Here is a 7,019-nt window from a genome sequence, read left to right as displayed (position 1 = left end):
GGCCTGGGCCAGCATATGCAGGAAGCTGGGGTTCGGATTGTCCCATTCGTAGATGACCGTGGTTTGGTCAGGGAAACTGACCCGCGGCAGTTGTCCCATCACCCGCAGAAAGTCCGGCGGGCCGGCAGGACTAAGCAATACGTTGTTCGCGACATCGTCCCACCAGTAGCGGAAATCGTCCGATGTGAAGGCGTCGCCGTTGGACCAGCGGTGACCGGGCCGCAGTTTCAGCGTGTACCTGCGGTTCCCTTCGTTTTCGTAACCCAGCAGGATGTCCGGTTTTAACTGGTACTTCTCGTCATAGCCCGCCAGCCGGGCATAGCCATAGACCACCATCTGCCGGATATCTTTGGAGCGCGTGACCATTGTATTGAGGGTGCCGCCCTGAACGCCAAATTCCCGGCCCTTGGCAACCAGATCCACCACAAGCGGCACCTCGGGCAGGCGTTTGGCAGCAGGGGGCAGGTATCCTGCCTTAACTTCGGAACTCCAGAAACCGCTTTCCTGTACCGTGATGTCTGCAAAAGCACCAAAAGGCGCAAGGCAGAAGGCGGCGGCTAGGAAAAGTTTCAGGGCTTCAAGCATGGCAGCGCACCTTGTGGCCGGGTTCCAGATTTTTCAAATTCACAAGGGGCGGGGCATCGACGCCACTGAACCGAAACGCTTCGGGCCAGCACTCGGGCGCACCCGCACCTTGGGCCACGAGTTTCAGGTCGATTGGCCGGTCGATGTCCGGTTCCGGCTGGGCAGCGATCAAAGCCTTGGTGTAGGGATGCTGCGGATTATAAAACAATGTTTCCGGCGGTGCCTGCTCGACGATCAGCCCGCGCCGCATCACCGCGACTTCATCTGCAATCCGTGCCACCACGGCCAGGTCATGGCTGATGAACAGGTAGGACAGGTTGTGCTGGTCGCGGATTTCCTCCAGCAGCCTGAGAATCTGTTCCTGGACCGAGACGTCCAGCGCTGACGTCGGTTCATCGCAGACAATCAGAGCAGGGTCCAGCATCAAGGCGCGTGCGATTGACAGACGCTGGCGCTGACCGCCTGAAAAGGCGTGGGGATAGCGCTTCAGCATGTCAGGAGACAGGCCCACCAGGCGCAGCATCTCCGCAGCCTTATCGCGGCGCTCGGCCCGCGTGCCTATGCGATGGATGTCCAGCGGTTCCATCAGCGTGTCCTGTATGCGCATTCGCGGCGATAGCGACGAATACGGGTCCTGAAACACCATCTGAGCTTGTTTTTGAAAAGCCGTTCGCGTTTCCCGGTTCATGTCTTGCACTGCGACTGGGGGGCGGTTGGGGTCAGGCCGGAACAGTACCTCGCCACCGGGATCTGGTGGCTCAGCCCCCAATGCAATTCGGGCAGCCGTTGTTTTGCCTGAGCCGCTCTCTCCCACAATCGCCAGTGTCTCACCGCGGGTCACCCGCAAGTTGATTTCCCGGCAGGCATGAATCAGTGTCGGTGATTGCCATCCTTTGCCAGCCCGCAGCGTGTAGGTTTTGGAGACAGATTTCATCTCCAGGATCAGGTCATCGCGCGAAGGCGGGATCGCGACAACTGCCGCATCCGGAATCTCCGGTGCGGCGTCGAACAATGCCTTGGTATATGGGTGAGCCGGCGCACGCAGCATTGGTTCGGCGCGCCCGGATTCCATGACCCGGCCCTTGTGCATCACCACCACTTGTTCTGCCATATTGGCGACCACGCCCAGATCGTGAGTCACCAGGATCATTGCCATGCCGGTTTCGCGCTGCAGGTCCTTCATTAGCCCCAGAACCTGCGCCTGTGTGGTCACATCCAGTGCTGTGGTCGGTTCGTCTGCAATCAGCAGGTCGGGTTTGGCAACCATTGCCATGGCAATCATCGCCCGCTGGCGCATCCCTCCTGACAGTTCGAACGGGTAGGAGCGATAGGTGCGCTCTGGTTCAGGAAACCCTACCCGCTCAAAGCATTCCAGGACCACATCGCGTGCTTCGCGTTCAGATTTGCGCCCATGCAGCCACAGCACTTCGGATACTTGATTTCCGATCCGGTGCAGCGGCGACAAGGACCGCATCGGCTCCTGAAAGATCATTGAGACCGTGTTGCCGCGCACGTCGCGCATGAGACGTTCGTCAAGCGAGGCAAGGTCCAGCTTCTTGCCGCGGCTTTCCAGTAGAATCCGCCCGGAACGCAGTTGAGCCACCTTCGGAAGGATACGCAGCACTGCCCGGCAGGAAATTGTTTTTCCCGAGCCGCTTTCCCCAACCAAGGCCAGTGTTTCGCCGGGCTGGACGGCAAAGCTGACGTCATTGACAACGGATTCTCCTTTGCCAAATCCAATGCTGAGGTTTTCGACGGACAGCAGCGGACGCATTCAGAATTGCCCGCCCAGCTGGTTCAAGGCGCTCATGAGATCGTGTTTTCCCCTGTTTTTTCTAACACCTTCGCGCGCCAAAGGCTGTTTAGTCAAACCCCATTTGGCCAGATGCCGGTTATGCAAGGGAAATTGGCATAGACGATGAAAGCATTGCGGGTCCAGGAAGGCTTTGCAACAAGCATTGAAACCGGTGGAATGGGCGGTCAAAGGAGTGCGCCAACGCCCCGTCACGATTGATCATGTCCACGTATTGGCAGCTTCAATCGGTCAGAAGTTCCCGAAGGCCTGGCTGTCAGTACGGTGTGTCGCTGCAGCCACTCAAACCTGATAGCAATTCGATGCAGACTGAGGTGCCGTGTTGGCGCTGGCTGCGGGCCCGGCGTAGACTGACGAAAATGCAACCGACCTGAAAGGCCTCCCATGGCGCAAAAACCTGTCCTGCACCGGGATGATCCGGAGGCTGAGCCGCTGGTCGGCAACATCAAGGTCACCCGCAACGACTGGCTTAATGTAGCTATGGATGTGCTCATCTCTGACGGAGTTGAACAAGTTAAAGTATTGGCGCTGGCAGAGCGGATGAATGTCTCCCGGTCTTCTTTTTACTGGTACTTCAAATCACGTCAGGACTTGCTGGATGCGCTCTTGAAAACATGGGAGCAGACCAACACCGCAGGTATGGTGCGGCAGGCGGAAGCTCCGGCAAAGACTATCACAGGGGCCGTGTTGAACGTTTTTCACTGCATCACCAACCCCAATCTGTTCAATACCGCGCTGGATTTTGCGGTGCGGGACTGGTCGCGGCGATCAGGCAAGGTGCGCAGCTTGCTGGACCGGTCCGACCGGCGCCGGGTTGAAGCTTTGACCGCAATGTTTGCCCGCTATGGCTACCCGGAACGCGAGGCAACGACCCGCGCCAAGGTGCTCTACTATATGCAGCTGGGCTATGACATGGCGGACCCCAACGAGAGCCATGCCCACCGGCTGGAGGTGACACCAGAGTATCTCAAGGTATTTACCGGGCGGGAACCGCTGGCCGAGGAGATGGAAGCCTTCACCGCGTTCACGCGCCAGCACTGGGACATCTGAAGTCCCAGTGCTGGCAGTCGATAGAGCTTTTAGAGCTTGCGCAGCATCTCATCTGCTTTTGCCCTGACCGCCTTCGCGGCCTCCAGGCGCACCGGACCGTAACCGCGGATTTCCATCGGCGCTTTCAGTATCTCAAGGCAGGAGTCATGCGTGTCCGGGCTGCAGCGCTGGGCAACCTTGCTGAGTGCGGACTCGTACCAGGCCAGCAGATCGCGGTGCAGCCGGGCCTCCTCGTGATAGCCGAAGACGTTGAAAGCGGTGCCGCGCAGGCGGCGTGCTTTGGCCAGCAAGTTCAGTCCTGGGCGCAGCCAGGGGCCGAAGGAGCGCTTCCGCGGCCTGCCGCGGCTGTCCCTCCTGCGGTTCAGGACCGGCGGGGCAAGGTGGTAATTGACAGTGAAGTCACCCTCGAATTCGTCCTCGATCTGGTGACGGAACTTCTCGCTGGTCAGCAGGCGCGCAACTTCAAATTCGTCCTTATAGGCCATCAGTTTGAACAGCGACCGGGCCGCCGCTTCGGTAAGCTGCTCCTGTGCATCAGCCGGGAGGGCGTCGCGGAACCGTGCGAGTGTTTCCCGATATCGTGCTGCATATTTGGTGTCCTGGTATCCGCTCAGGAAGGTCGCGCGCCGCTCGACCAGCTCGGTCAACGTCTCGTCATAGTCCGAAGTTTCTTTGTACTTGTCCTCAACCAGTTTCGGGTTTGCAGCCATGGCGCGGCCGATGGCAAATGCGAGGCGGTTTTTGTCGATAGCCACGCCGTTCAGCTCAATCGCCTGGTCCAGGGCGTTTGCACTGACTGGCACCAGTCCTTTTTGCCAGGCAAAGCCCAGCATCATGACATTCGCAAGAACTGCATCTCCCAGCATTACCTCAGCGGCTTCGTTGGCATTGAAACCGGACAGGTTCTGCGGACCTACCGCTGCTGCAATGGTTTTCTCGCGCACCCCGGCCATCAGGTCGGCATCGCGGCGCAAAACCAGATCGCCCGTGGGCATTTCCGCCCGGTTCAGTACGACTTTGGTGCCTGCGCGGTAATGAGCTGATGCCTTCGGCGCTGAGCTGACGACAAGATCGCAGCCAATGACTGCATCTGCACCGCCTTGATCGGTCCTGACCTGGTTCAGCGTGTCAGGGGAATTGGACAGCCGGATGTAGCTCAGCACCGTGCCGAACTTCTGGGCAAAACCGGTGAAGTCCAGCACACTGGATCCCTTGCCTTCCAAGTGCGCTGCCATGGTGATCAGAGCCCCGACGGTAACTACGCCGGTGCCGCCCACCCCGGTTACAAGCAGATCGAATGGTTCTGCCAGGGAGGGAAGGTCCGGGGCGGGCAGCTTGGCCGCCAATTCGGCGGCGTTCAGCCCGGCAGGTTTCTTCTTGCGCCGGGTGGCTCCTTCGACGGTGACAAAGCTGGGGCAGAAGCCGTTCAGGCAGGAAAAGTCCTTGTTGCAGGTGGACAGGTTGATCTTGCGCTTGCGCCCGAACGGCGTCTCTTTCGGCTCCACGCTCAGGCAGTTGGATTCGACCGAGCAGTCGCCGCAGCCCTCGCAGACCAGATCGTTGATGAAGGCAAAGCGTTTCGGGTCCTCCATCTTGCCGCGCTTGCGGCGGCGGCGCTTTTCGGTGGCGCAGGTCTGCTCGTAGATCAGCACGGTGACGCCGGGGATTTCGCGCAGTTCCCGCTGGACCGCGTCCAGCGCGTTGCGGTCGTGGAACGTGGTGCCTGCCGGGAAATCCCCATGGCTGAACTTAGCGATATCGTCCGAGATCAGGGCGATCCGCTGCACGCCTTCGGCGCGGCAGGTCTGGGCTATGCCATGGACAGAGACCGGTCCGTCCACCGGCTGGCCTCCGGTCATCGCCACCGCGTCGTTATACAGGATCTTGTAGGTGATGTTGGTGCCGGCCGCGACCGCCTGGCGGATCGCCAGCGAGCCGGAGTGATACCAGGTGCCTTCGCCGAGGTTCTGGAACACATGCTTGTTGCCGTTGAACTGCGAGGCAACGGTCCACGGCACGCCTTCGCCGCCCATCTGCGCATAGCCGGCGGTTTCGCGATCCATCCAGCTCGCCATCACATGGCAGCCAATGCCGGAGAACGCCTTCGAACCCTCGGGCAGCTTGGTCGAGGTGTTGTGCGGGCAGCCGGAGCAGAAATAGGGCGTGCGGGTGGCGCCGGGCACGTTCAGCACTTTCGGCGGTTCAGCCGTCAGCGCAGCGGCCTTGGCCGGCAGGTTTTCCTCCGGGAAAAACTTGTCCAGCCGCGCCGCCACGATGGGCGCCAGCAGCAGCGGGCTCAGCTCACCGGTCCACGGGATTAGCGGCTCGCCCTGGCTGTCGTATTTGCCGACCATCTTCTCCGGCTTGCTGCCGGGCCAGTCATAGAAGTTTTCCTTGAACTGACTCTCGATGATGCCGCGCTTTTCTTCGACGACCAGGACTTCCTGCTTGCCCTTCACGAACTTCAGCGCATCGGTGCGGTCCAGCGGCCAGACCATGCCGACCTTGTAGATATCGATCCCCAAGCGGCGGCAGGCGGCCTCGTCCAGCTCCAGCAGGCGCAGCGCCTCCATCAGGTCCAGGTGCCCCTTGCCAGTGGAGACGAAGCCGAAGCGCGCTTCCTTGATGTCATAGATCCGCTTGTCGATCGGGTTGGCCTCAGCAAAGGCGCGAACCGCGGCGAGTTTGGCATGGATGCGTGTCTCGATCTCAGGCGAGGGCAGGTCGGCGCGGCGGATATGCAGCCCGCCAGGGTAGTCCGGCAGTTCAGGGTAAGTGAACTGGCGATCCGGCTGCAGTTCGACCGAGCGCGCGCTTTCCACGGTTTCCGACACTGCCTTGAAGCCGACCCAAGTGCCGGAATAGCGGGACAGGGCAAAGCCGTATTCACCGAAGGTCAGGTATTCAGAGACATCTGCCGGGTTCAGCACCGGCATGAACCAGGACATGAAAGCCACATCCGACTGGTGCGGCATGGAGGAGCTCACGCAGCCATGGTCGTCGCCCGCCACCACCAGAACGCCGCCCTTCTTCGAGGAGCCGTAGGCGTTGCCGTGTTTCAGCGCATCGCCGGAACGGTCCACGCCCGGACCCTTGCCGTACCACATGGAGAAGACGCCCTCGACCTCGCAATGCGGGTCCAGCACTGCCTGCTGCGCGCCAAGCACCGCGGTGGCGCCCAGGTCCTCGTTTACCGCGGGCATGAACTTGATGCGGTTCTCCTGCATCCGCTTTTCCGCTCGCCAGAACTCCAGGTCGACCCCGCCCAGCGGCGAGCCGCGGTAGCCCGACACAAATCCGGCGGTGTTCAAACCCGCGGCGTGGTCTCGGCGGGCTTGATCTAGCATCACCCGGGCCAGCGCCTGGGTGCCTGTCAGGAACACCCGGCCTTTGGTCATGTCGTATCGGTCGTCCAGCTTGTAGCTGCGGAAATCGTGGCTCAGCTCGGTCATCGCGGCGGAATCCTTGCGCGGAAAAGTAGTATACGGAAAAGTAATCCCTATAGCTTGAAAAGATTTGCCCGATTTGTTGGTTTTGCGGTGAATCGTGGTTAAGTTACCCTTCGTTAAGC

General features: G+C 60.5%; 4 protein-coding genes. 1 reads left to right on the top strand and 3 read right to left on the bottom strand.

Annotated elements, in window-relative coordinates; all coding sequences use genetic code 11:
- A partial coding sequence (locus GKC28_RS07375) for an ABC transporter substrate-binding protein (protein WP_254604176.1) occupies positions 1–585 on the bottom strand: 585 nt, incomplete at its 3' end.
- Positions 578–2,359 (bottom strand): ABC transporter ATP-binding protein, encoded by a 1,782-nt coding sequence (locus GKC28_RS07370; protein WP_174146257.1) that lies wholly within the window; start codon positions 2,357–2,359, stop codon positions 578–580. The genes GKC28_RS07370 and GKC28_RS07375, both read right to left, overlap by 8 nt.
- A gap of 423 nt (positions 2,360–2,782) precedes the next feature.
- On the opposite strand from GKC28_RS07370, the gene GKC28_RS07365 reads away from it, so the two are divergent.
- Complete coding sequence (locus tag GKC28_RS07365) at positions 2,783–3,448, top strand: TetR/AcrR family transcriptional regulator (RefSeq protein ID WP_174146256.1); 666 nt, start codon at positions 2,783–2,785, stop codon at positions 3,446–3,448.
- A 29-nt stretch (positions 3,449–3,477) separates the two neighbouring features.
- Here GKC28_RS07365 and GKC28_RS07360 read toward each other — a convergent pair whose 3' ends face one another.
- A complete protein-coding gene (locus tag GKC28_RS07360; RefSeq protein ID WP_174146255.1) occupies positions 3,478–6,900 on the bottom strand; it encodes an indolepyruvate ferredoxin oxidoreductase family protein in 3,423 nt (1,140 codons plus the stop codon).
- Between the last annotated feature and the right edge of the window lie 119 nt (positions 6,901–7,019).

The organism is Leisingera sp. ANG59 (assembly GCF_013317235.1).
Classification (GTDB): Bacteria; Pseudomonadota; Alphaproteobacteria; order Rhodobacterales; family Rhodobacteraceae; genus Leisingera.
This window is presented reverse-complemented; position numbering and strand designations above follow the sequence as displayed.